The sequence below is a fragment of the Methylobacterium sp. J-067 genome (assembly GCF_022829465.1).
Lineage (GTDB): Bacteria > Pseudomonadota > Alphaproteobacteria > Rhizobiales > Beijerinckiaceae > Methylobacterium > Methylobacterium litchii.
This window is the reverse complement of sequence record NZ_JAKSXZ010000069.1, coordinates 1-432: the sequence shown is the minus strand read 5'-3', so window position 1 is coordinate 432 and position 432 is coordinate 1. Positions and strand designations below refer to the sequence as shown.

Here is a 432-nt window from a genome sequence, read left to right as displayed (position 1 = left end):
GGCAAATGGGAGCGGCAGCCTCTCGCGAAGAGATGACGGAAGCTCTGGCAGTGATGCGTCTGTACCTGCGATTGCAGAGCCCCGAGGCACGCGCACGCTGTATCACGTTTATCACCGAGGAACTCCTGCGCGATAGGTGATCGAGACGCAAAACGCGGCGGAAATCAAACGTCGATCCTTGGCACCGTTCTACCGGTAGGGGCCGCCGAACAAGTCGCCCGACGCCTTCCGCCGGAATAGGGTTCGCCACCGCCGCCGCTTATGCTCCGGCCGGTCGTGGTTCATGTGGCGCCGCTGGCAGACCGCCATGAGGTTCACGTCCCGGTTGTCGGCTGTGTCGTGGTTGCGGTGAGCCGCCGCTAGAACTACTCGCGTCGTCCGGACGGAGCCGAGCACGTCGTCCTCCCCAACCGGGAGGCAGATGACCCGGCC

General features: G+C 64.6%; 1 pseudogene. It reads right to left on the bottom strand.

Features of this window, described 5'->3' with window-relative positions:
- Positions 1-189: 189 nt before the first annotated feature.
- Positions 190-432 (bottom strand): annotated as a pseudogene (locus tag MKK52_RS07325) (hypothetical protein); the annotation flags it as partial.